Source organism: Actinotalea caeni (assembly GCF_009733795.1).
Lineage (GTDB): Bacteria > Actinomycetota > Actinomycetes > Actinomycetales > Beutenbergiaceae > Pseudactinotalea > Pseudactinotalea caeni.
The window spans coordinates 24,168-47,666 of record NZ_WNXX01000015.1 but is presented as its reverse complement, the minus strand read 5'-3'; the positions used below and the strand labels follow the sequence as shown (position 1 = coordinate 47,666).

Genomic DNA, 23,499 nt, shown 5'->3' with positions numbered 1-23,499 from the left:
CCGACGTGTTGGCGCGCGGCGCGCTCGTCGGGATGATGTGCGCGTGACGATCGGCACCACCTGGGCAGGCACCCACACCTTCGGCGCGCAGCGGCTGCACGTGCCGCGCACCCTCGAGGAGGCGCAGGAGGTGGTCGCCCGTGCTCCGCGCATCCGCGCGCTCGGCTCGCGGCACAGCTTCCACGACCTCGCCGACTCCCCCGGCGACCTGATCACGCTGCGCGAGGTGCAGCTGCCGCTGGAGGTCGACGGGGCGACCGGCACCGCGGTCGTCAACGGCTCGCAGACCTACGGCGCGGTGGCCGTCGAGCTCGACGCGGCGGGTTACGCGCTGCCCGCGATGGCCTCGTTGCCGCACATCGCGGTCGCGGGCGCGGTCGCGACCGCGACGCACGGCTCCGGCAACCGCACGCCGTGCCTGGCGGGGGCGGTCGGCGCCGTCGAGCTGATCGGGCCCGACGGCGAGCTGCGCTGGCTCGAGCGCGGCGACCCCGACTTCCCCGGTGCGGTGGTCGCGCTGGGCGCGCTCGGCGTCGTCGCCCGGCTGCGGCTGCAGGTCGAGCCGACCTTCCAGGTGCGTCAGGACGTCGTCAACGGCATCACCTGGGCGAGTGTGCTCGACCGCTTCGACGACATCACCGCCGCCGCCCACAGCGTCAGCATCTTCACCCGGTGGGACGCGCGAGCGACCGACCAGGTGTGGTTCAAGAGCCGCGGCGACGCCGCCCCGGCCGACACCTTCGGAGGCACGCCCGCCACCTCCGACCAGCACCCGATCATGGGCATCGACGCCGTCAACGCGACCGCGCAGCGGGGCGTGCCCGGGCCCTGGTACGACCGGCTGCCGCACTTCCGCATGGGGTTCACGCCCAGCAACGGCACCGAGATCCAGAGCGAGTACCTGCTCCCCCGCGAGCACGCGGTCGCCGCGATCGAGAGCCTGCGCGGCATCGCGGACGCGCTGGTGCCGCTGCTGCAGGTCACCGAGATCCGCACCGTGGCGGCCGACGACCTCTGGCTCAGCCCCGCCTACGAGCGTGACGTCGTGGCGTTCCACTTCACGTGGTTCCGTGAGCCCGAGGCCGTGCGGGCGGTGCTGCCGGTGCTCGAGCGCGCGCTCGAGCCGTACGACCCGCGCCCGCACTGGGGCAAGTGGTTCGCCGCCGACCGCGAGCGCATCGAGGCGGCGTACCCGCGGATCGCGCACTTCCGCGAGCTCGTCGCCCGCACCGACCCCGACGGCGTCTTCCGCAACGCCTATCTCGACCGGCTGGTGCTCTAGCCGGCGTCGGTGCTCACCCGACGGGTCACGCCAGGAGTGGCGACGGGCCGACCGAGCAGGTCGCGGGTCTGTTCCAGGGGCGACCTGACGCTCGAGACGGCTGCGTCGTCGGACACCAGGGAGCCGGCGGCCCCACCGGTCCGGGCCCGTGGCGTCACCGACCCCTGGGCACCGACCGGCCGCGGACGAGACGGTCGGCACGACGACGGAAGGACGAGCACCATCGTGGGCGAGACCCGCACCGATCAGCAGACCACGACCGACCGGCCGGGAGCGCTGGGCTGGACGACACGCGGCGACCTGGCGGCGCTGACGCGGCCCGGTGCCGGGGCACCGGTCGTCGTCGTGCACGGCGTGATGGCCGACGCCGAGGCCTGGCGGCCGGTCGCCGAGGCGATCGCGCCCGAGCGGCCGGTCCTCGTGCCGAGCCGACGCGGCCGCCGGCCCGGACCCGGCACCGGGGCGGGCTACGGGCTCGACCTCGAGGTCGAGGACCTGACGGCCTGGCTGCGCGGGATCGCCGAGCCGGCCGACGTCGTCGCGCACAGCTACGGCGGTCTCGTCGCGCTCGAGGCGGTGCGGCGCGGTGCCCCCGCACGCTCGCTGGTGCTCTACGAACCGGTCGCGCGCCCGTTCGGCGACCACGTGCTCCCCCGGCTGCGGGCGGCGCTCGCCGCGGAGGACCTCGACACCGCGGTGGAGATGATCGACGTCGACCTGTCCGGCTACTCGCGCGAGCACGTCGCACAGCTGCGGCGCACACCGGCGTGGCCGCGGCTGCGCGAGCTCGCGGTCCCGTCGGCCGAGGAGCTCGGCGCGATCGAGCGGTTCCCGCTCGACCCGGCCGGCTACCGCTCGCTCGGTGTCCCGGTCGCCCTGGTCGCGGGCGAGCTCAGCCGCCACCGCCCGCCGTACGGAGGCGCGCTGGAGCGCGTGCGCGCCGCGCTCGGCGTCGACGACGTCGCGCTCCTGCCCGGTCAGGACCACCTCGCGCACGTGACGGCGCCGGACCTGCTCGCGCGGACGCTCGCCCACGAGATCGCACGCATCGCCGTCGAGCACAGCGCCTGAGCCGTGCCGGCGGGCGGAGAGACGACTCGGGCCCGGTCTGTGTGAAGACCGGGCCCGAGTCCTTGGTGGCGGGGGCGGGATTTGAACCCGCGACCTCCGGGTTATGAGCCCGGCGAGCTACCGAACTGCTCCACCCCGCGTCGGCTCGTCCAGGTTACGTGGCCAGGACGAGAAGGGCAAATCGAGGCCCTGTGGGCCCGGCCACGGGGTGCCGGTCCGGCCGGCACCCCGTCGCGGGTCAGCCCTCGGCGCCGTCGTCGGCCGGTGCGTCGGTGCCGGCGTCGCCGGTGGTGCCGTCGCCCGTGTCGCCGGTCGTGCCGTCGCCCGTGTCGTCGCCCGTCGTCTCGCCGGAGATCTCCGCCTCCGCCGCGAGCGCCTCCTCCAGCGCGGTCTGCAGCCGCTGCTGCGCCTCGCCGTAGGCGGCCCAGTCACCGTCGGCGAGCGCCGCCTCGCTGTCGGCCAGCGCCTGCGCGGCGTCGGCCAGCGCGTCGCTCAGCCGCTGCTGGGCGTCGGCCGCCAGGTCGTCGCCGTCGCCCGTGCCCGAGCCGGGGTCGGTCGGGTCCTCCGGATCGACGTCGGCGTCGCCGGCGTCGGCACCCGAGTCGCCACCGAACACCTGGTTCAGCGCCTCGTCGAGCGTCGCCGCGTAGCCGACCGAGTCACCGAACGCGACCAGCACGCGCCGAAGCAGCGGCAGCGTCGTCGTACCGGACGACTGCACGTACACCGGCTGCACGTAGAGCACGCCGCCGCCGACCGGCAGCGTGAGCAGGTTGCCGCGCAGCACCCGGGAGTCACCCTGGGCGATGATGTTCAGCTGCTCGGCGACCTCGGCGTTGGAGTTGAAGTTGTTCTGCACCTGGCCGGGGCCCGGCACCGTGAGGTCTCGCGGCAGCTCGAGCAGCCGCAGCGTGCCGTAGTCCGGGTCGACCTCGCCCGGTGAGCTCCCGGTCTCGGAGTTGACCGCGAGGAAGCCGGTCAGCACCTCCCGCCCGCTGATGATGAAGCTCGAGCTGAGCGAGAAGGACGGCGCCTCCTGGCCTGGCATCTGCAGCGTCAGGTAGTACGGCGGCTGTGCCACGTCGGTGCTGGCCACCGGGTCGTTCGGGACCGTCCAGAAGTCACCGCCGCTGAAGAACGTCGCCGCGTCGGTCACGTGGTAGCGGGTCAGCAGCTCGCGCTGCACCTTGAACATGTCCTCGGGGTAGCGCAGGTGACCCATGAGGTCGCCCGTGATCTCCGAGATCGGCGCGAGCGTCGACGGGAACACGTTCTGCCACGTCTGCAGCACCGGGTCCTCGGGGTCCCACGCGTACAGCGTGACCTCGCCGGTGTAGGCGTTGACGACCGCCTTCACCGAGTTCCGGATGTAGTTGATCGTGTCCGGGATCGCGAACTCCGACGCGCGGGCGTCGGTGAACGTGTCGGTCGTCGCCGACGCGAACGTCTGGTGCTCCGCGTACGGGTAGTGGTCGCTGGTCGTGTAGGCGTCGACGACCCACACGACCTCGCGGACGCCGTCGCCGTCGGTGTCGACGACGGCCGGGTAGGCCTTGCTCTCCAGCGTCAGGTACGGCGCCACCCGGGCGACGCGCTCGAGCGGGTCGCGGTGGAACAGGATCTGCGACTCCGAGGTCACGCGGTCGGAGAACAGGATCTGCTCGCTGCCGAACCGGGCCGCGAACAGCAGCTGGTTCCACAGGTTGCCGACCGACGGGCCGCCGTCACCGGAGTAGGTGTAGTTCTGCTGGCCGTTCGGGGCGTCGTCGTCGGGGTAGTCGAGCTCCCACGGCGTCGTGCCCTCGGGTGCCCCGACGATCGAGTAGTCGGGTGCGTTGGGGCCGAAGTAGATGCGCGGCTCGTACTCGCCGAGCACGCCCGTCGTCGGGATGCCCGACTGGAAGAACGTCGGGCGGCCGTCGGGGTTGACCGTGTTGCCGTAGGCGGCGACCACGCCGTACCCGTGGGTGTAGACCGTGTGATCGTTGACCCAGTTGGACTCGACCTGCGCCATGTTGAGCTCGCGCACCGCGATCACGGTGTCCTGGAGCTCGCCGTCGATCTCGTACCGGTCGACCGACAGCTGGTCGGTGAAGGTGTAGTACGGCCGGTTCTGCTGCAGCTGCCGGAACGTCGGCGACACGATCGAGGGGTCGAGCAGGCGGATCGACGCCGTCGACTCGGCGTCCTCGCGCAGCTGCCCCGCCTCGGCATCGGTACGCGCCTCGTACGGCTCGGTCTCGATGCCGTCGAGCCCGTACGCGACCCGGGTGGCGTCGATGTTGTGCTGCAGGTACTCCGCCTCGAGCGCCTGCGCGTTCGGGTTGACCTGCACCGCCTGCACGACGGCCGGGTAGACGCCGGCCGCCAGGATGCCGGAGACGACCATGAGCGAGACGCCGATCGCCGGCAGCCGCCAGGTGCCCCGCGCGCCGGCGTAGAAGAACAGCACCGCCACCAGCACGCCGATGACCGCGAGGATCGCCCGAGCGGGCAGCACGGCGTTGACGTCGGTGTAGAACGCGCCGTCCCAGCGGTCACCGCTGGTCGAGAGCATCGAGTACCGGTCCAGCCAGTAGTTCGCGGCGATGAACAGCACGAAGATGCCGGCGAGCACCGCGACGTGGACGCGCGCGGCGCGGCTGATGCGCTGGCCCGGCCCGGCGATCTGCAGGCCGCCGTAGAGGTAGTGGGTGAACACCGCGACGGCCGCCGAGAAGAACGTGACCGTCATGAGGAACGACAGCACGAACCGCAGGAACGGCAGCGTGAACACGTAGAACGACACGTCGATGCCGTGGATCGGGTCCGCCTGCCCGAACGTCTCGCCGTTGAGCGCCATCAGCATCGTCTGCCACTGCGTGCTCGCGGCCGAGCCGGCGAAGAACCCCGCGACCAGCGGACCGGCCACGAAGACCACGCGCCGCAGCGGCTCGAACGCCTCGCGGTACCGGTCGAGATCCTGCTGCTGCGGCGTCGTCGGCACGTACATCGGCCGGTGGCGGTAGGCGAGACGCAGGTTCAGCCAGATCGCACCCGCCATCACGGCGCCGCCGAGGAGGAACAGCGCGCCCCGGCTGAGCCACTCGGTGCGCAGCACGTCGCTGTAGCCGACCTGCGAGTACCACAGCCACTCGGTCCAGAAGCGGGAGAACACGAAGAACGCGATCACCACGCCGGCGACGACGAACAGGGTGGGCATGAGGGCGCCACGGCGGCCGCCGGCAGCCGGGCGTCGTTCTGCGGATATGGGGATCACCTCTTGATCGGGGGCGCCGTGAGCGGCGCGGGACGTCGGGGCAGCACCCTGTGCGTGCTCACCTGGAGCAACGCAGGAACCGCCCCGGAAGTTTCCCACACGCCGCCGCGGCTGCCACGATGGCAGCGTGGACGCCGAGACCGACAGCACCGACCCGGGCCGCGCGGGCGCCCTGCGCCTGGCCGTGATCGACCTCGAGCAGCACGTGGCGCGGGGCGGCTGGGACGCCCCGGTGGCCGTGTTCGCGCTCGTGCGCACCAACGACGCCGTCGAGCGGAGCCCGGAGCTGGCCGACCAGCTGCCGTCGGACGCGCTCGCGCTCGCGCGCGACAACCCGCACCACCTCACCTCGATCGAGCAGGACGGGCTGCCGAGCGCCGACGACCTCGAGCAGCTGCTCGCCCAGCTCGCCTGGCCCGAGACGGTCGACGGCGCCGCGGTCGTCGTCGAGCGGATCGTCGTGCCGCCCGAGGCGGCCGCCGAGGCCGACGCCATGACGGTCGAGCAGCTCATGGAGCACCCGCAGCGGCAGGACGTCCGGATCGCCGTCGGGGTGCTGCGCACGGGCGAGTCGTGGTGCGCGCTGCGCACCCGCGCCCACGACAGCGACGACGCCGTGGGCGGCTCCCCCGACGCCGTCCCGGGTCTCGTCGAGGCGCTGCGGGCGACCTTCGCACCCTGACCGCGACGGCGTCGGCGGACGACGTCGCCACCCGGGGCGGCGCGCGGCGACCTAGGCTCGACGCATGGACGCCGTGTCGCTGGGGAGCCTCGCCGCACTGGAGCGCGAAGGGTGGGACGCGCTGTGCCGGTCCGAGGGCGACGTCTTCTACGGCCGCCTGATGACGCCGGACGCGCTCATGATCCTCGTCGACGGCAGCGTGCTCGACCGCGACGCGGTCGCGGCCTCGCTCGCCCAGGCGCCGCCGTGGTCGCGCTACGAGCTGACGGACGAACGACTCGTCCCGGTCGCCGCCGACGCCGCCGCCCTCGTCTACCGTGCCCGCGCCGAGCGCGACGGCGAGCAACCGTTCACCGCGCTGATGACGAGCGTGTACAGGGTCCTCGACGGCGAGCCCAGGCTCGTGCTCTACCAGCAGACGCCTGCCTGACCGGCTGCGAGATCCCACCTCGCCTGAGGGCAGACGTGGGTTGAGACCTCGGGCGGGGCAGACGCGGGTTGAGACCTCGGGCGGGGCAGACGTGGGTTGAAACCTGTCCGCAGCCAGGTTTCAACCTGCTTTCGCCCCCTGTCCGGGTTTCAACCCACTTTCGCCCTTGTCGGGTCTCAACCCACGTTCGCCCCTGTCCGGGTCTCGACCCATCTCGACCCCGTCGGGTGTCGCTCGCGTCCGTCTCGGCCGAGGGCGGGAGGGGTGCGACCTCAGCAGGTGGGGAGGTCGGCGGTGTCGCCGGCGCCGATCGCCTCGACGGCGGCGCGGGCCTCGGCGAGCGTCGACACCGCGACGACCCGCAGCCCTGCCGGGACGTGGCCGACGACCTCGCCGCAGTTGGCGAGCGGGGCGAGGAAGTACTCGGCGTCGGCGGCCCGGGCGCCGGCCATCTTCTGCTGGATGCCGCCGATCGCACCGACGAGGCCGCCGAGGCTCACGGTGCCGGTGCCGGCGACGTTGTGGCCGCCGGTCATCTCCCCCGGGGTCAGCATGTCGATGATCCCGAGCGCGAACATCGTGCCGGCGCTGGGCCCGCCGACGTTCTCGATCTGGATCCGGACGTCGACCGGGTAGTCGAACTCGCCGTCGAGGAACACGCCCAGCACGCTGCCGCCGCGGCCGTCGTCACCGGTGACGACGGGCAGCGCCACCCGCTCCCCGTCGCGGTCGACGACGAGGTCGACGGTGCTGCCCGGCGGTGTCGCGGCGAGCACGTCCGCGAGGTCGGCGAAGGTGACGACCTCGACCTCCTCGTCGCCGGCGACGATCCCGACGATGCGGTCGCCGTCCTGCGCGACGCCGTCGGCGCCCGAGCCCTGCTGGGTGCCGACCACGGTCAGCTCGGCGGGCACGTCGTAGCCCAGCTCGGTCAGTGCGGCGACCGTCGCGTTCTGCTGCGAGGAGATCATCTGCTGCGCCGAGGTCTGGTCGATCTCGTCCTGGCTCTGGCCCGGGTCGAAGAACAGCTCGACCGGCGCGACCGTCGTCGTCGGCGACAGCCAGCCGCGGATGACGCCGCCCGAGTCGACCGGGTAGCCCGGCCCTCCGGCGGTCGTGACCGTCGTCAGCTGCAGCGCGCCCGAGGTCTCGTACGTCTCGGTGCCCTCGATGTGGATGAGCTCGACGCCGTCGACGTCGCCGAGCGTGTCGATCACCGGGCCCGGCGCCTGCACCGCGTAGGGCACCGGCAGCAGCATCGTCACGAGCATGAGCGAGAACGTCGCGAGCGCCGCGACCGCCATCGTGACGAGACGGGGCGAGACCCCACGGTCGGCGAGACGCGCACGGAGGGTGGGGGTCGCCATGGTGCCCATTCTCACCCGACGGCGGGCGCGTCGCGGCACACGTGTGCGCCCTGAGCGAACCGGCGGCCTCCGCGCGTGCTCACGCGGCCGCGCTCCGCGTACCGTGAAGCGATGGACCCCGACCGCGACGAGTGGCGCCGGATGCTCGAGTCCCTGCTGGGCCCCGAGGCAGCCGAGGAGGCGATGCGCGCGCTGGAGGCCAGCGGCGCCGATCCAGCCGAGTGGGCGAAGGCCTCCGGGCTGGCGGCCAACCCGCAGGCGCTCGCCGCAGCGATCTCGCAGATGCAGCGCATCCTCAGCTCCGACGACGGCGGCGAGTCCGACTGGCGGTTCGCCCACGACGTCGCGCGCCAGGTCGCGCACGCGGGCGGCGACCCGAGCGTCTCGGCCGCCGAGGCCGCCAAGGTCCGCTCGGTGCTGACCGTCGCCGACCTCTGGCTGGACGCCGCGACCGACCTGCCGCCCTCGGGCGGTCCCCAGATCGCGGCGTCGCGGGCCGAGTGGGTCGAGCGGACGCTGCCGACGTGGCGCGACGTCGCCGACCCGATCGGGGTCTCGGTCGCCGATGCGCTGTCCTCCGTCCTCGCCGAGCAGCTCGGCCCCGGTGGTGGGCTGCCCGAGGAGCTCGGCCCGGCCGTGCCCGGCATGGAGCTCGGGCGTCTCGTCACGCGCCTCGGTCGGCTCGGGTTCGCGATGCAGGTCGGCCAGGCAGCGGGCACGCTCTCGAAGGAGGTGTTCGGCGGCACCGACACCGGGCTGCCGCTGCTGCGCGAGCCGGGTCTGCTGCTGGTGCCGGCGAACATCGAGGAGTTCGCGGAGGGTCTCGACGTCGAGGTCGACGAGGTCTGGCACGTGCTCGCGGTGCGCGAGGCGGCCCACGCGCGGCTGTTCGCGCACGTGCCGTGGCTGCGCGCGCACCTGCTCGGTGCCGTCGACGCCTACGCGCGCGGCATCGAGATCGACGCCGAGCAGATGGAGGAGGCGGTCCGGTCGATCGACCCGACCGACGTCGACCAGCTGCGCGGAGCGCTGAGCGAGGGCATCTTCGCCCCGCAGCGCACCCCCGAGCAGGAGCGCGCGCTGGTCCGCCTGGAGACCGCGCTCGCGCTCGTCGAGGGCTGGGTCGAGGAGGTGACGGCTGCCGCCGTCGCGCCGCACCTGCCGCACGCGGTGCCGCTGCGCGAGATGCTGCGCCGCCGACGCGCTGCCGGCGGCCCCGCCGAGGACACGTTCAAGCAGCTGGTCGGACTCGAGCTGCGACCGCGCCGGGCACGCGACGCAGCGCGGCTGTGGTCGATCGTCGCGCGCGAGCGCGGCATCAGCGGCCGTGACGAGCTGTGGTCCCAGCTCGACCTCTTCCCCACCGCCGAGGACCTCGACGCACCGGAGCTCTTCCTCGACCGGCGCGCGAGCTCGGACGAGATCGACGCCGACCTCGACGCCGCTCTCGAGGCGATCCTCGGCGGCGTCGACGACGACGAGGCGCCCAAGGAGAACCCCGCCGAGTAGCGGGGCAGGGCGGCGCGCCGTCGCGGCTGCTCAGAACAGCGCGGGGTCCTCCCCCACGCCGTCCAGGTCGTCGCCGTCGTCCACGTCGTCGCCGTCGGCGTCGGTCCCGTCGGCCCCGTCGGCCCCCTCGCCCTCGGCGTCGCGGTGCGCGACGCCGTGCAGGAAGCCCCGGGCGCGCTCGGTGCGCGGGTAGGCCTCGACGATCGCCCAGAACTCCGGGCCGTGCCCGGAGACCACGAGGTGCGCGAGCTCGTGCAGCACCACGTAGTCGACGACCCAGTCCGGCATGCCCTGCAGGCGGTGCGAGAGCCGGATCGTCCCGGTGGTCGGGGTGCACGAGCCCCAGCGCCGGCCCTGGTTCGTGACCCAGCGGATCGACCGCGGTCGCACACCGGGCGGCAGATAGGCGGCGGCGAGCCGCTCCGCGCGCGCGGCCAGGTCCTCGTCGGACGGACGACGTCGCCCCTCCTTCGCGAGCACACGCCGCGTCATCTCCGCGACCCAGCGCTCCTCCTCCGCACGCGTGAAGCGCGCGGGGATCGCCACGACCAGACGGCCGTTCTCGCGGAACGCCGACACGGTGCGCCGGCGGCGCGCGCTGCGCCTCACCTCGACGTCGACACCTGACCCGGCGGGGTCGCGGGACGGCGGAGAGGTCGGCACCGAAGGAGTATCGCAGCGACCACCGACGGCGTCGCGCACCGGGTTGTCCACAACCAGACGGACCCGCGCGCCACGGCGGCCGCCCGCGTGCCACGCTGCGTCGATGGCACAACGTCGCTACCTGCGGCCGGGTGCGCAGGTGTTCTGGCGGCGGCCCGGCGAGTCGCAGATCGGTGTCGACCCGCGCTGCGCCGTCGTCGTCGACGGCCTCGACCCGGTCGAGCAAGGGCTGCTGGAGCAGCTGCCGCGACTGGGCGGCGAGCCCGACCTCGACGTCTACGCGCGCGAGCTGGGCGTCGGCCGCGCCCCGGTGCGCCGGCTGCTCGACCGGCTCGCGGGGACCGGCCTGCTGGTGACGCAGCCGCCGCTCCTCGACGGCCCCGACGACCGCTACTGGCACCTGGCCGAGGTCGCCGGTCACCCGCGACCGCTGCGCCGGGGCGAGGCCTGCGTGCTCGTGCGCGGCCTCGACCTGCTCGGGCTGCGGGTCGCGCGCATCCTCGCGCAGGCGGGGGTCGGCCGACTGCTGCTCGAGGACGACGCGGTGGTGGGCCTCGACGACCTCGCCCCCGACGGCTACCGCGGCAGCGACCTCGGACACCCGCGGCGGCAGCAGGCGTTCCGGCTGCTGCGCGCCGGGTCACCGATGACGGCGCTCACCGCGCCCGCCGGTACCCGGCCGGACCTGGTCGTGCTCGTCGCGCACGGCGCGGTCGACCCGGTGGTCGTGCGGCCGCTGGTGCGCGACGACCTGCCGCACCTGCCGGTGCTCGTGCGCGAGCTCGACGTCGTCGTCGGCCCCCTCGTGCGGCCCGGGCAGGGACCGTGCCTGCGATGCCTCGACCTGCACCGCACCGACGACGACCCTCGCTGGCCCGCGGTCGCCACGCAGCTGACCGGCAGCCCGCCGACCGGCGTGGAGACCTCGCTCGGCTGGCTCGCGGCCGCAGTGGCGGCGCACCAGGCGCTCGCCGTCGTCGACGGCCGCGGCGTGCTCCTCGCGTCGGCGTCCCTCGAGGTGAGCGCGACGTACCCGCTGCCGCGCTACCGCGAGTGGGCGGTGCACCCGGCGTGCGGGTGCGGTGGGGTCGACCCCACCGAGACGGCCGCCGAGGCCGTGCGGCCCGAGACCGAGGAGAGTCCGAGCAGCACGACGGCCGGGATCGATGGTCGATCCCGGCCGTCGTGACGAGCTGGTGGTGGTGGAGGGTCTGCGTCCGAGGGTCACGCCGCGTTCCAGCGCGCGGCCTCGTCCTTGCGCGGCCGGCCCCGGCCCCGCTTGCGCGGGACGACGCGGCCGTCGATGAAGACCTCGCCGCCCCAGACGCCCCAGGGCTCACCGCGCTCGAGCGCACCGGCGAGGCACGGCGCCTTGAGCGGGCAGTCGACGCAGAGCGCCTTGGCCCGCTCGACGTCGTCGCCGCGCTCGGCGAACCAGAGGTCGAGGTGGTCGGGGTGCTGGCAGGGCAGCGACAGGTCGGGCTCGGCGGTCGCGGACGGCGACGGCCAGCTCGTCGCGGACCCGGAGGTGGAGTCGAGAAGTGAGGTGTACTGCACGGGGTGCTCCTGAGGCACTCGTTCGGTCAGCCGGTCAGGCCGGCGGGAGGGCCGGTCCTCGTCGTGGACGGGGACGGGTCGTCAGCCGCGGGCTCGGGTGGCTCCGCGGCTGAGCGCTGAGGTGCGCGTCAGGAAGCGGAGCCGGGGGTGGCGCTGCGGGCGATGCCGCGGGCGCCTCCGGTGGGCAGCGGTCCGCTGCCCCAGGGTCGGGTCCCATCGGAGATGGAGACGCCGGCACCGAAGACGTCCAGGCCACAGGCCACGAAGTCCTTCATCACAGCGATTCCACCTCCTTCAACCTCGGGGACCCTTGTGCTGGCTAGGCCAGGTCCGACTCACAGAACGGGAGAGACGTTACACCTCGCCTCCGAGGCCGCCAAGGAATTATTCGAACTTTCTTCAGGAAGTTTCTGCGGCCCGCTCCGAGGGCCTCCTGCCGGCATCGTTGTCCGGATCCCGCCGGCCGCTCCCCGAGCTCTCGACCCCTCGGCACCGGGGTCCGGTCGGCGGGTCGTCGCGCGGACCTCGCCCGCCCGGTGCGCGGCTGTCCGGATCAGTCCAGCGTGGGCTCCTCGCCGCGGACGACGGCGAGGATCTGGGCACCGTAGGCCTGCAGCTTCGTCGGGCCGACGCCGCGCAGGATCGCGAGCTGACGCAGCTCGCGCGGCTGCGCGGCGGCGATCGCGAGCAGGGTCGAGTCGTGCAGGACGGCGAAGGCCGGCTTGTCGATGCGGTCGGCGACCTGCGCGCGCCAGGTCCGCAGCCGCTCCAGCAGCGCGTCGTCGACGTCGTCGGGGGTGGTCGGTGCGGTCGTGGTGCGCGGGCCGCGCGCGACGCGGCGGCCGCCGCTGCCCTCCTCCGGCCAGATGCCCTCGAGGAACCGCGAGCGCCGCCGGCTGCCGCGGCCTCCCGCGGCGCGCGAGCGCGCGAACGACAGCGTCAGGTGCGTGCGGGCGCGCGTGATGCCGACATAGAGCAGCCGGCGCTCCTCGGCGACGGCGTCGGCACCCTCGGCGAGCGAGATCGGCAGCAGCCCCTCGCTGACGCCGATGAGGAACACCGCGTCCCACTCCAGCCCCTTCGCGGCGTGCAGGGAGGCGAGCGTGACGCCGTCGACCGCGGGTGCGTGCTGGGCGGCTGCCCGCTCGAGCAGCTCCTCGACGAACGCGGTCATGTCGGCACCGCGCGTCTCGTGGAGCGAGTCCGCGAGCTGCACCAGCGCGTTGAGGGACTCCCAGCGCTCCCTGACCGCGCCGCGCGCGGCGGGCGGCTCGGGCTGCCAGCCCGCGCCCTCGAGCAGCACGCGCACGTGCTCGGGCATCGTGCCCTCGACCTGCGCGCGTGCACCGCCGCGCAGCAGCACGATCGCGTCGCGCACCTCGGGCCGGGAGAAGAACCGCTCACCGCCGCGCACGAGGTACCCGATGCCGGCCTCGCCGAGCGCCTGCTCCACGACCTGCGACTGCGCGTTGGTGCGGTAGAGCACCGCGATCTGAGACGCCGGCACGCCCGAGCGCCGCAGCGCGGCGATCCTCGTGGCGACGCCGCGCGCCTCGGCCTCGTCGTCGTCGTAGACGTCGAACGTCACCGGCGGCCCGGACGGGCGGCCCGCGACCAGCTCGACCGCGGCGCTCGACCGCGCCCTCCCCGCACGGGCGAGCACGTCGTTGGCGAGCCGGACCACCTGGGGCGTGCTGCGGTAGTCCCGGACGAGCCGCACGACCGCGGCGTCGGGGTAGCGCCGCCGGAACTCGGTGAGGTAGCGCGGGGTGGCGCCGGTGAACGAGTAGATCGTCTGCGACACGTCGCCGACGACGCAGATCTCCTGACGGTCGCCGAGCCACAGCTCCAGCAGCCGCTGCTGCAGCGGCGAGGTGTCCTGGTACTCGTCGATGACGAAGTGCCGGTACTGGCCGCGCACCTGCGCGGCGATGTCCTCGCGCTCGGAGAGGATGCCGACGGTCAGCAGCAGCACGTCCTCGAAGTCGATGACGCCGCGCTCGGACTTGGCGTCCTCGTAGACCGACAGCAGCCGCGAGATCGTGGTGAGGTCGTGGCCGGCGACGCCCTCGCGCCCGGCGGCGGTCGCGGCGCGGACGTAGTCGTCGGGCGTGACGAGGCTGACCTTGGCCCACTCGATCTCGCCGGCGAGGTCGCGGATCGCGAGCCGGTCGCTGGCGAGGCCGAGCCGGCCCGCCGCCTCGCCGACCAGACCGGCCTTGTGCTCGACGATCCGCGGCACCTGGCCGCCGACCGCCTTGGGCCAGAAGTAGGACAGCTGCCGCAGCGCCGCGGCGTGGAAGGTACGGGCCTGCACGCCACCGACGCCCAGGTCGCGGAGCCGTGAGCGCATCTCCCCCGCCGCGCGCGCCGTGAAGGTCACCGCGAGCACGCGCTGCGGGTCGTAGCGGCCGCTGAGCACGCCGTGGGCGATCCGGTAGGTGATCGCCCGCGTCTTGCCGGTGCCTGCGCCTGCGAGGACGCACAGCGGCCCGGTGAGCGTGGTGGCCACCTCACGCTGGTCGGGGTCGAGGCGGTCGAGGAGCTCCTCGACGGTCGGCGGCGCCGTCGCGGCGGCCCCGCGTGCGGTGCTCGGCGCTGGCGTGGACATCGTCAGCGATTCTCGCAGGCTCCGCCGACACCCGGCGCGCCCCGGGCACCGCTGGGGAACACCCGCACGACCACCGCGGTTGCACACCGACGAACCGTCCGCAGACCAGGAGGACCGATGACGAGCACCGCACCCGAGCCCGGCACGATCACGATGTACTCGACGACGTGGTGCGGCTACTGCCAGCGCCTCAAGGCGCAGCTCGGCTCGGCCGGCATCGACTACACCGAGATCAACATCGAGGAGCACCCCGACGCCGCCGCGTTCGTCGAGTCGGTCAACGACGGCAACCGCACGGTGCCGACCGTGGTGTTCCCCGACGGCTCCGCCGCGACGAACCCCTCGCTCAAGGAGGTCCAGGCCCGCCTCGCGGGCTGAGACCGATCGGTCGCCGCCGCGCCACGGTCACCGCGGCGCGGGCGGCCCGTGCGGCGGCAGCCCGTGCGATCAGGCCGGGTCAGGCCGACACCCACGGCTGCAGCGGCCAGTCCCGGCCGTACCACTCCGCGATGAGGTGGTGGGCGATCGACGTCGGTCGGGGCAGCCGGATCGCGCCGTCGGCGAGCAGCCGTGTGAGCTCCTCGCGCGTGACGAACATCGCCTCGGTGACCTCGACGCCGTCCGGGCGGGGCTCGGTCGTCAGCGCGCGGCCCCGGAAGCCGAGCATGAGCGAGGCCGGGAACGGCCAGGGCTGCGACCCCTGGTAGGTGACCTCGCCGACCTCGATGCCGGTCTCCTCGGCGACCTCGCGGCGCACGGCCGCCTCGAGCGACTCCCCCGGCTCGACGAACCCGGCCGGCACCGAGAACTGCCCCTCGGGCCACGCGACGCCGTGACCGAGCAGCAGCCGGTCGTCGTCGTCGACGACCGCCATGATGACCGCGGGGTCGGTGCGCGGGTAGAGCGCGGTGCCGTCCGCGACGCAGTGCCGCTCCCAGCCCGCCAGCCCGATCGTGGTCGGGGCACCGCACCGCGAGCAGAAACGGTGGCTCGCGTGCCAGCCCGCGAGCGCGAGAGCCGCGGCCGACAGGCCCGCGTCGCGCGGCGTCAGCTGCCACCCGACGTCGCGGACGCTGATGCCCGACGGCGGGCCCTGCGGGTCGTCGAGCGCGCGACCGCGGTCACCGGTCTCCTCGTGACCGCCGCCCAGGTCGGCGACGTAGCTCCAGCCCTCGGCGTCGCGGCCGAGGTAGACCGCCTCGGCGCCGGGCGCGACGGCGTCGTCGAACGCGATGCCGCGCTCGTCGCCCTCGACCCGGCCGCGGCGCACCCGTAGCACCCGCAGCCGCGGGTCGGCGACGATCGTCTCGATCCCCTGCTCGCGCCGGCGGGCGTCGCGCTCGACGGTGGCCCTGCTCAGCGGCAGCGCGTCGGAGTCCACGCCCACCAACCTAGCCACCAGGGAGCCCGGACGGTGCGCACGACCTGGTTGCGCGATCCCCGGCGCGTCCCGCCCTCGGCTGCCGCACCCGGCGACGTAGGTTGTGGTCGTGCCCGAGCAACCGCGCACCGCGCTCGCCCTCGCCGCCCTGGCCACCGTCGCCAAGCCGGGGCTGGACGTGGTGGCCACCCAGCCGCCGCGCGAGCCGGGCGCCGACTACGACGTCGTCGGCATCGTCGACGGCGACGGCCGGCGCTGGATCGTCCGCTCGCCGCGCCACGACGTCGCCGGCGCCGCGATGGAGGGCGAGGTGGCGCTGCTCGAGCAGCTCGCCGACGCTGTCGACGACGGGCTGCTGCCGTTTGACGTGCCCCGGCCCGCGGGGTTCGCGCCGCTGCCCGAGGGCGGGCGCGCGATGCTCTACCCCGAGCTGGTCGGGCGGCCGCTCGACCTGGCGGCGCTGACGCCCGGCTCCGCGCTGCTGCGTGCGCTGGCGCGCGCGATCGCCGCGGTGCACGAGCTGCCGGGCGCCGTCGTGCGCACCGCGGGGCTGCCCGACTACGACGCCGAGGGCTACCGGCAGCGGCGCCTCGCCGAGGTCGACCAGGCCGCCCGCACCGGCCACCTCCCCCAGCGGCTGCTGCGCCGCTGGGAGCACGCGCTCGAGGACGTCTCGCTGTGGCGGTTCGCGGCGACGCCGGTGCACGGGGACCTGGCCGCCGAGCACGTCGTCGTCGACGGCGACGCGGTCGTCGGCATCGTCGACTGGTCCGAGGCGCGGGTCGCCGACCCCGCCGACGACCTCGCCTGGCTGCTCGCCGCCACCACGCCCGAGGCCGCCGACGCGCTCATGGCGCACTACGCCGACGCCCGCGAGGGCGCGGTGGACGACGCGTTCGACGCCCGCGCCACGCTCGCGGGCGAGCTCGCGGTGGCACGCTGGCTGATGCACGGCGTGCGGATCCGCTCCGACGAGGTCATCGAGGACGCGATCGACATGCTGCGCGACCTCGACGACGCCGTGGCCGACGCCTCCCCGATCGGGCACGTCGAGCCGGTGGTCGACCCGCTGCCGCCGCGGCTGGAGCCCGAGCGGCCGCCGGTCGTGGCACCGTCCGGCCCGCGGCGCGACGGCGAGCCCCGCGAGGACCACGACGGCCGCGACGAGCCGCGGGGGCCGCGCGACGGCCGGCCCGACGACAGCCCGACGACCGAGCTGCCCATCGGCGACTGACCGGGCTCGACTGACCGGGCTCAGCCGCGCGCGGCGGGCCGCACCAGCTCGGCGAGCAGCTCCTCGACCTGCGCGGGGTCGACGTCCTCGGCCTCGATCGTCACGTCGTCCGCGACGTGGTGGAAGGAGGCACGCACGTTCTCCAGCGGCACGCCCGCGTACCGGGCCCACGCGAGCCGGTACAGCACGAGCTGCAGCCGGCGGGTGCGCAGGTCGTCGAGGTCGGTGGGCGGCGGACCCGTCTTCCAGTCGACGACGTGGAACCGGTCGGGGCCGTCGGCGAACACCGCGTCGATGCGGCACCGGATCGTCAGGCCCGCCACCGGGGTGTCGAGGTCGGCCTCGACCCGCACCGGCACCCGGTGCGCCCACGACGAGGCGAGGAACGCGTCGACGAGCGCCTCGAGCTCGGCCTCGCCACCCACCTCGGCGTCCTCGGCGCCGGGCAGCTCGTCGGCGTCGAGCAGCGCCTGCGCGCCGAAGTGCCGCTCGACCCACGCGTGGAACCGCGTGCCCCGGCGGGCCTCGACGCTCGGGCGTCGCGGCACCGGCCGCCGCCGGTCCCGCAGGAAGCGCTCCCGGTCGGAGCCGAGGGCGACGACGGCGGAGGCCGACAGGTGCACCGGCACCGGTGCGTCGACCGCGAGCGCGGCGTCGCGCTCGGCGAGCAGCAGCTCGGCGTCGCGCCACCAGCGACGGGTGAGGTCGTCGTCGGCCGGCGGCGTCTCGGCGAGCCGGGAGAGCCGCTCCGCCGACATCGCGGGCTCGGCCGGCCACGGCGCGGCCGCGACCTCCTCGAGCATCGGGTTGGTGTCGTGCGCGCTCGCCTCGGGCCACTCGGCCCCTGCGGGCACCGTCGCGGTGCCGTCGCGGAGCAGCTCGGCGAGGAACAGCGACGGCGTGGCCGGCTTCTTCGCCTCGCCTCGCCAGAAGCTGCCGGTGAGCAGCAGCTCGCGCCGGGCGCGGGTCAGCGCGACGTAGGCGAGCCGTCGCTCCTCGGCGAGCTCGCGCGCGCCCTCGCGCAGCCGGAAGTCGTCGAGCAGCCCGGCGAGCTCCTTGGCGTCGTTCGCCTGGGCGAGGTCGAGATCGGGCAGGTGCTCGCGGTCGCCGCGCAGCTGGTACGGCAGCGTGGTCGCTCCCGAGAGCCACCCGGTGCCACGGCGGCTGCCGTCCTTGGTGGGTGCCGTGGTCGGGAACGTGCCCTCGACCAGCCCCGGGACGACGACGACGTCCCACTCCAGCCCCTTCGACGCGTGCACGGTCATCAGCTGCACCGCGGCGGGGTCGGGCTCGGGGTCACCGGCGTCGAGGCCCCGCTCCTCCTCCATGGCGGCGTCGAGCCATGCCAGGAAGGCGCCGAGGCTGCTGTCCTCCGCGTCGCCGGAGAACCGCGCCGCGACGGCGGTGAGCTCGTCGAGGTTGCGGCGTGCCTCGCCCGCGGGCCCGGGCCGGGCGGCGAGCACCTCGATGTCGAGGCCGAGCACGTGCTCGGCGGTCGTGACCAGCTCGGGCAGCGACAGGTAGCCCAGACCCCGCAGGGTCCGCAGCGCGCCCGCCAGCCGGGCGAGCCGCTCGCGCGCGGCGTCGCTGAGGGTGCGGCCGCGCGGGTCGCGCCAGCCGAGCGGCGGGAGCTGGTCGATCGCCTCGACGAGGCTCGCGACCTCGGCGGCCTCCCGCACGGTGTCCTCCGCGGGCGCCGCCTCGTCGCCTCCGGTGCGGCGACGCGCCTGCGCCGCCGCCCACTCCCCCAGCGCGAGCAGGTCGGCGGCACCGAGGTTGACCGAAGGTCCGGTGAGCAGCCGCATCAGGGCGTCGCCGCGCCCCGGGTCGTGCACGACGACCAGCGCGGACCACACGTCGCCCACCTCGGGCGTCTGCAGCAGCCCCGCGAGGCCGACGACCTGCACCGGGATGCCCCGCTCGGTGAGCGCGGTGACGAGCGCCGGGAACTGCGACCGCTTGCGGCACAGCACCGCGGCGCTCGGGGGCGGGTCCTGCTCGGCACGGACGGCCGCCAGCCGGTCGGCGACGAGCGCGGCCTCCTCGGCCACGGTCTCGACGAACCGGGCGGTCACCACGCCCTCGCCGGCGCCCGCGCGCGGCCGCAGCACGGGCACGTCGCCGACCGCCTGCGCCCGCAGCGGCGCCGCGATCGTGTTCGCCGCCTCGAGCACCGCGACGTCGTTGCGCCACGCGGTGCTGAGCGTCGTCGTCGCGGCGGGCCGGCCGTCGGCGCGGCAGAACGTCGTCGGGAAGTCGAAGAGCGTGCCGGCGGCGGCGCCGCGCCAGCCGTAGATCGCCTGGTGGGGGTCGCCGACCGCGGTGACGGGGTGACCGCCTCCGAACAGCGCCGACAACAGCTCGACCTGCGCGATCGAGGTGTCCTGGTACTCGTCGAGCAGCACCACCCGGTAGCGGCCTCGCTCGCCCGCGCCGACCTCGGGCGCGGCGGCGGCGATACGGGCGGCGAGCCGCACCTCCTCGCCGAAGTCGATGAGGCCGCGCGCGTGCTTGAGCTCGACGAAGGCGCGCACGAGGTCCATGAGCTGGGCCCGGGTCCGCATCGTCGCGGCGTAGCGGGCGGCGTCGGAGCTGCGCGTCGGCCCGAGCGCCTCGATCAGCCCCGCGGTCTCCTCGAGCACGAGCTGCGCCCGCCCCGGGTCGACACCGTGCTCGTTGAGCTCGCCGTCCAGCGCCGTGATGCCGTCGACGAGCGTGCTGGGCGTGTACGCGGTGTCGATGTCGCCCGACCAGCCGTTGACGATCTCGTCGGCGAGCTGGAAGCGCCCGGCGTCGCCGACGTGGACGGCGTCGGGCGGGAACCCGAGCCGCAGCGCGTGGTCGCGCACGATCGAGCCCGCGTAGGAGTTGTAGGTCGCCACCCGCGGACGCTCGTCGCCCTCGACCTGGGCGCCCGCGGCCCGCACCTCGCGCAGCCGGTGCCGGACACGCTCCGACAGCTCGGCCGCGGCCTTGCGCGTGAACGTCAGGCCGAGCACCTCGCCCGGCTCCACGAACCTGTTGGCGAGCAGGTAGACGACGCGTGCGGCCATCGTGGCGGTCTTGCCGGAGCCGGCGCCCGCGACGACCAGCAGCGGCTCCAGCGGTGCCTCGATGACCGCCGTCTGCTCGGGTGTCGGCGGCGGCTGCCCGGTGACCTCGGCGATCCGCGCGGCGGTCCACTCGACCCGCTGCTCGGCGGTCCCGTCGCTCATCGGTCGGTCACCCGCGCCCCCTCCGGCTGGACCGGGCACGAGGTGCGCACCGGGCAGTAGCCGCACATCTGGCAGCGGCGGGCCTCGAAGCCCGCGGAGGTCAGCGTGCGCACGGTGTCGCGCACGAGGTCGGCGGGCCACGCCGGCTCGGGGTCCTGCGACAGCGGTGCCTGGGTCCGCAGCGTGGCGCCGCGGGCGCCGGTGCCCAGGTAGACGAGCGCGCCGCCTGACGGCTCGCCCTCCCCCATCGCGCCGTGCGCGACCGCCAGCTGATAGGTGCCGAGCTGGGCGTGGCGCGCGGTCTGCTCGACCGACGGCGGCGAGGCACCGGTCTTGAGGTCGACGACACGCAGCCCGGCCTCGGTGTGCTCGACGCGGTCCATCCGCCCGCGCAGCCGCGCGGTGGCGGTGCCGCTCTCGAGCGGCACCTCGACGTCGACGTCGAAGGGCGCCTCGACGTCGACCGGCTCGGGGTGCTCGGCGAGGTAGGCGGCGAGCCGGCGCAGCATGTCCTCGGCGCGGGCGCGCTGCCGCCGCGAGACCCATGCGTCGTCGAGGCCGAGCTCGTGCCAGCGGCGGTCGAGCGCGGCCTGCAGCTCCGGCAGCGTGCCGTGCGGCAGCTCGGCCGCGATCTCGTGGACGAGGTTGCCCACGTTCTGCGCCTGCGAGCTGGGCTGGCGCCCGCCCGCGGTGGTGAGCACCCAGTGCAACGGACAGCTGACCGCCTTCTCGACGGCCGACGGCGTGACCGGCACCGGCCGCGCCGGGTCGTGCGCGGGCTGCTGCGAGGTCGGCGCGAGCAGGTCGGGCCACACCCGGGGGTCGGCGTGCGGGACGCCGTTCCGCCGGAGGTGGTCGAGCACCTGCATTGCCGCGGCCGCGTGCGGCTCCGGGCCGCGCAGCGCCGCCCGGAGCTCGCCGACGAGCCCGCGCAGGTCGAGCGCCGCCGTCACGGGCGTGACACGGGGCAGCCGCGCTGCGCCGTCGGGACCGGGCGGCAGCAGCGCCTCGTAGAACGCCGACGGACGGTCGTCGGTGTCGAGCACGGCGGTGAGCACGAGCGCCCGCCGGGCACGCGAGCAGGCGGCGACGAACGAGCGCAGCTCGTCGGCGTGCACCTCGGCGCGCGCCGTGCGGAGCACCTCGGCGAGCGCGGTGTCGCTGCTGCGGTCGAGACCGACCTCGCGCGCCGTCGTGATGTCGGCGAGCTGCTGCGCGCCCAGCAGGGTGTCGCGGATGCGCAGGTCGGGCCAGGAGTCCTCCTGCACGCCGGCGACCACGACGAGGTCCCACTCCAGGCCCGCGGCGGAGGCGGCGGTGTGCACGGCGACGGTCTCGGAGTCCTCGCCGCGCGCGGCGAGGGTGTCGGCCGCGAAGTCCTGCGTCGCGAGGTGCAGCAGGAACGTGTCGGGGTCGGCGCCGGTGGTGCGCTCGGTGAACTGCTCGGCGGCGGTGAACAGGGCCACGACGGCGTCGAGATCGGCGTCGGCGCGGTCGGCCGCGGCGCCGCCGGCGAGCGCACGGTCCTGCCAGTCCCGGGCGAGCGAGGTCGCGTCCCACATCGCCCAGAGCACGAGCTCGGTGCTGCGAGGGTCCTCCGCGAGCGCCGCACGGCCGGCCGCCAGCACCCGGCGCACCGACTCGGCGGCCAGGCGCAGCCGGTCCGGCAGCGCCGGCAGCCACTGCTGCGCCCGCTCGTCGTCGTGCGCGAGGAGGCGCGGAAGCAGCTCGTCCGAGGGTGTGCCGGCGCCGTCGAGCTGCCGCAGCCACCGCCGCAGCGACCGCAGCGACACCGCGTCGAGGCCGCCGAGGGGCGACAGCAGCAGCGTGGTCGCGGCCTCGGTGGTGACGACGTCGTCGACGACCGCGCGCAGCGCGACCAGCAGCGGCCGTACCGCAGGCTCCTCGCGCAGCGGCCGGTCGGGCGTCGCCGCAGCCAGCGGGATGCCCGCGGTGCGCAGGCCGCGGCGGATCTCGCCGACCCGCGACCCCGTGCGCACGATCACCGCCATCTCCGACCACGGCACCCCGTGCCGCAGGTGCGCGACCCGCAGCTCGCGCGCGACCGCGGCGACCTCCTGCGCCCCCGAGGGCAGCAGCAGGTGCCGCACCGGGGCCACGGGCGCGGCGACGTCCTCGCCACCGGGCGCGGCGTGGCGGCGCCGGTCGTCGCCGAGCACGGGCAGGTCGGCCGTGAGGGTGCGGACCGCCTCGCGCAGCGCGGGCCCGTGGCGGTGGCTGGTCCCGAGCACCGTGACCGCGGCGCCGAGCGCGCCGTCGACGCTGCCGAGCGGCCGGGTGGCGGCGTCGAGCAGGGCCGGCTGGCCGCCGCGGAAGGACTGCACGCCGCGGTCGGGGTCGCCGAGCAGCGCCACCCTCGCACCGTCGTCGGCGAGCGCGGCGAGCAGCCGGGCCGTGGCGAGCGTGGCGTCCTGGTAGTCGTCGTGCAGCACCAGCGACCAGCGCGGACGCGTCTCCTCGGAGACCACCCGGTGCCAGGTCCGGAGCGCGACGACCGCCTGGTCGACGATCGTCGCGGCGTCGTAGCGGGCGCCCCGGTCCGGGGTGAGCTCACCGAGCGCCATGACGTCGCCGTACTCGGTGAGGAGCCGGCCCGCGGCGCACCACTCGGGGCGGTCGTGCCGCTCGCCGAGGGCCTCGAGGTCGGCGCCGTCGAGCCCTGCCTCGGCCGCGCGCATGAGCAGGTCGCGCAGCTCGTCGCGGAACGCGGGCAGCCGCAGCGTCTCGGAGGTGATCCGGTCGGGCCAGCGGATCGGGACGCCCTCGCCGCCCATGTGGCCGGCGATGAGGTCCGCGAGCACGGTGTCCTGCTCGGGCCCGGACACCAGCGTGGGGGCGGGCTCGCCGAGGTGGCTGGCGCGCAGCCGCAGGATCGCGTACGCCAGCGAGGCGGGCGTGCGCACGAGCACGCTGCCGGTGGTGCGCTGCAGCCGGCGGGCGAGCACGTCGCGCAGCCGGCCGGCCTGCTGCCGGGTGGGCACGAGCAGCAGCGCCGACTCCGGCGGGTGCTGCTCGCTCCACGCGACGAACGTCTCGAGCGCCGTGGTCGTCAGCCCGGAGCCGGGCGCCCCGAGGACGACGTGGTGGCCACCGGCGAGGATCGCCTCGACGGCGGCACGCTGGTCGGCGTCGAGGGCGGCCGTGCGGTCGCTCACGTCGGCCATCTGCGTCACGCCAGCATCAGACCACAGCGCACCGACACCGCGGCACCGGCCAC

The 23,499-nt window shown here is 75.1% G+C and carries 16 protein-coding genes and 1 tRNA gene; 8 read left to right on the top strand and 9 right to left on the bottom strand.

The genetic code is table 11. The features are described from left to right. Positions 1 to 43: 43 nt before the first annotated feature. Complete coding sequence (locus GPA02_RS13305) at positions 44 to 1,282, top strand: D-arabinono-1,4-lactone oxidase (protein WP_156200560.1); 1,239 nt, start codon at positions 44 to 46, stop codon at positions 1,280 to 1,282. A gap of 225 nt (positions 1,283 to 1,507) precedes the next feature. After that, positions 1,508 to 2,353, top strand: a complete 846-nt coding sequence (locus GPA02_RS13300) for an alpha/beta fold hydrolase (protein WP_204986612.1) — start codon at positions 1,508 to 1,510, stop codon at positions 2,351 to 2,353. Positions 2,354 to 2,416: 63 nt separating this feature from the next. Here the strand turns inward: GPA02_RS13300 and GPA02_RS13295 are convergent. Together GPA02_RS13295 and GPA02_RS13290 are read right to left on the bottom strand one after the other, a co-directional pair. After that, positions 2,417 to 2,493, bottom strand: a tRNA-Met gene (locus GPA02_RS13295). Positions 2,494 to 2,591: 98 nt separating this feature from the next. Next, positions 2,592 to 5,555 (bottom strand): UPF0182 family membrane protein, encoded by a 2,964-nt coding sequence (locus tag GPA02_RS13290; RefSeq protein ID WP_156200559.1) that lies wholly within the window; start codon positions 5,553 to 5,555, stop codon positions 2,592 to 2,594. Positions 5,556 to 5,739: 184 nt separating this feature from the next. Here GPA02_RS13290 and GPA02_RS13285 point away from each other — a divergent pair, with 184 nt between their 5' ends. Together GPA02_RS13285 and GPA02_RS13280 are read left to right on the top strand one after the other, a co-directional pair. Continuing rightward, positions 5,740 to 6,294 carry a PPA1309 family protein gene (locus tag GPA02_RS13285; RefSeq protein ID WP_156200558.1) on the top strand — a complete coding sequence of 185 codons (555 nt, stop codon included), beginning with the start codon at positions 5,740 to 5,742 and terminating at the stop codon, positions 6,292 to 6,294. Between the two features lie 64 nt (positions 6,295 to 6,358). Then, positions 6,359 to 6,724, top strand: a complete 366-nt coding sequence (locus GPA02_RS13280; protein ID WP_156200557.1) for a nuclear transport factor 2 family protein — start codon at positions 6,359 to 6,361, stop codon at positions 6,722 to 6,724. 272 nt (positions 6,725 to 6,996) lie between these two features. On the opposite strand, the gene GPA02_RS13275 is transcribed toward GPA02_RS13280, so the two are convergent. Further along, positions 6,997 to 8,091, bottom strand: coding sequence for a YlbL family protein (locus GPA02_RS13275; protein ID WP_156200556.1), 1,095 nt, complete (start codon positions 8,089 to 8,091; stop codon positions 6,997 to 6,999). A 111-nt stretch (positions 8,092 to 8,202) separates the two neighbouring features. Between GPA02_RS13275 and GPA02_RS13270 the strand changes: the two genes are divergently transcribed. Next, a complete protein-coding gene (locus GPA02_RS13270; RefSeq protein WP_156200555.1) occupies positions 8,203 to 9,600 on the top strand; it encodes a zinc-dependent metalloprotease in 1,398 nt (465 codons plus the stop codon). 30 nt (positions 9,601 to 9,630) lie between these two features. On the opposite strand, the gene GPA02_RS13265 is transcribed toward GPA02_RS13270, so the two are convergent. Then, a complete protein-coding gene (locus GPA02_RS13265; RefSeq protein ID WP_204986611.1) occupies positions 9,631 to 10,263 on the bottom strand; it encodes a M48 metallopeptidase family protein in 633 nt (210 codons plus the stop codon). Between the two features lie 103 nt (positions 10,264 to 10,366). Between GPA02_RS13265 and GPA02_RS13260 the strand changes: the two genes are divergently transcribed. After that, positions 10,367 to 11,452: a hypothetical protein gene (locus tag GPA02_RS13260; protein WP_156200554.1), complete on the top strand. Its 1,086-nt coding sequence runs from the start codon at positions 10,367 to 10,369 to the stop codon at positions 11,450 to 11,452. Between the two features lie 35 nt (positions 11,453 to 11,487). Here the strand turns inward: GPA02_RS13260 and GPA02_RS13255 are convergent, their stop codons facing one another. Next, positions 11,488 to 11,820: a WhiB family transcriptional regulator gene (locus tag GPA02_RS13255; protein WP_156200553.1), complete on the bottom strand. Its 333-nt coding sequence runs from the start codon at positions 11,818 to 11,820 to the stop codon at positions 11,488 to 11,490. Positions 11,821 to 12,373: 553 nt separating this feature from the next. Continuing rightward, the gene (locus tag GPA02_RS13250) at positions 12,374 to 14,431 is read right to left on the bottom strand and encodes an ATP-dependent DNA helicase UvrD2 (protein WP_156200552.1); all 2,058 of its coding nucleotides are present in this window, start codon (positions 14,429 to 14,431) and stop codon (positions 12,374 to 12,376) included. 117 nt (positions 14,432 to 14,548) lie between these two features. Between GPA02_RS13250 and GPA02_RS13245 the strand changes: the two genes are divergently transcribed. Then, on the top strand, positions 14,549 to 14,809 hold the full coding sequence (locus tag GPA02_RS13245; RefSeq protein WP_156200551.1) for a mycoredoxin: 261 nt from the start codon (positions 14,549 to 14,551) through the stop codon (positions 14,807 to 14,809). Between the two features lie 79 nt (positions 14,810 to 14,888). Here GPA02_RS13245 and nudC read toward each other — a convergent pair whose 3' ends face one another. Next, positions 14,889 to 15,812, bottom strand: a complete 924-nt coding sequence (nudC, locus tag GPA02_RS13240; RefSeq protein WP_240134044.1) for an NAD(+) diphosphatase — start codon at positions 15,810 to 15,812, stop codon at positions 14,889 to 14,891. 109 nt (positions 15,813 to 15,921) lie between these two features. Here nudC and GPA02_RS13235 point away from each other — a divergent pair, with 109 nt between their 5' ends. Beyond that, positions 15,922 to 17,046, top strand: coding sequence for a phosphotransferase (locus GPA02_RS13235; RefSeq protein WP_156200550.1), 1,125 nt, complete (start codon positions 15,922 to 15,924; stop codon positions 17,044 to 17,046). 20 nt (positions 17,047 to 17,066) lie between these two features. On the opposite strand, the gene GPA02_RS13230 is transcribed toward GPA02_RS13235, so the two are convergent. Both GPA02_RS13230 and GPA02_RS13225 read right to left on the bottom strand, forming a co-directional pair. After that, positions 17,067 to 20,261, bottom strand: a complete 3,195-nt coding sequence (locus tag GPA02_RS13230) for an ATP-dependent DNA helicase (RefSeq protein WP_156200549.1) — start codon at positions 20,259 to 20,261, stop codon at positions 17,067 to 17,069. Then, complete coding sequence (locus tag GPA02_RS13225; protein WP_240134043.1) at positions 20,258 to 23,437, bottom strand: UrvD/REP family ATP-dependent DNA helicase; 3,180 nt, start codon at positions 23,435 to 23,437, stop codon at positions 20,258 to 20,260. Before GPA02_RS13225 ends, GPA02_RS13230 begins: the two co-directional genes overlap by 4 nt. Positions 23,438 to 23,499: the final 62 nt, after the last annotated feature.